Origin of the sequence: Pseudomonas sp. EA_65y_Pfl1_P113 (assembly GCF_963970525.1) — a bacterium.
In the GTDB taxonomy this organism is placed as follows: domain Bacteria; phylum Pseudomonadota; class Gammaproteobacteria; order Pseudomonadales; family Pseudomonadaceae; genus Aquipseudomonas; species Aquipseudomonas tritici.
Map to the genome: position 1 here is coordinate 1 of NZ_CAXAQM010000716.1, position 324 is coordinate 324.

Sequence of the window (324 nt, forward strand, 5' to 3'; positions counted from 1 at the left end):
TGCTGGAAGGCTTCGGCCCAAAAGACACCAAGCCCTACCACTACCAACTCGACCACCTCGGCACCCCACAGGAACTCACCGCCCCGGATGGCGAAATCGTCTGGTCCGCGCATTACCGCGCCTACGGTGAAATCAGCCGCCTCGACATCAACACAATCGACAACCCACTGCGCTTCCAAGGCCAGTACTTCGACTCGGAAAGCGGGCTGCACTACAACCGCCATCGCTACTACAATCCGGATCTAGGTCGTTACCTGACACCCGATCCGGTGAAATTGGCGGGTGGGAGTAACGCCTACCTATACGTGCCTAACCCGACCGGAT

General features: G+C 58.6%; 1 protein-coding gene. It reads left to right on the forward strand.

Annotated features, from left to right (window positions below):
- Positions 1-324 (forward strand): RHS repeat-associated core domain-containing protein (locus tag AACY52_RS31870; RefSeq protein ID WP_339561636.1); only part of this gene is annotated, 324 nt, incomplete at both ends.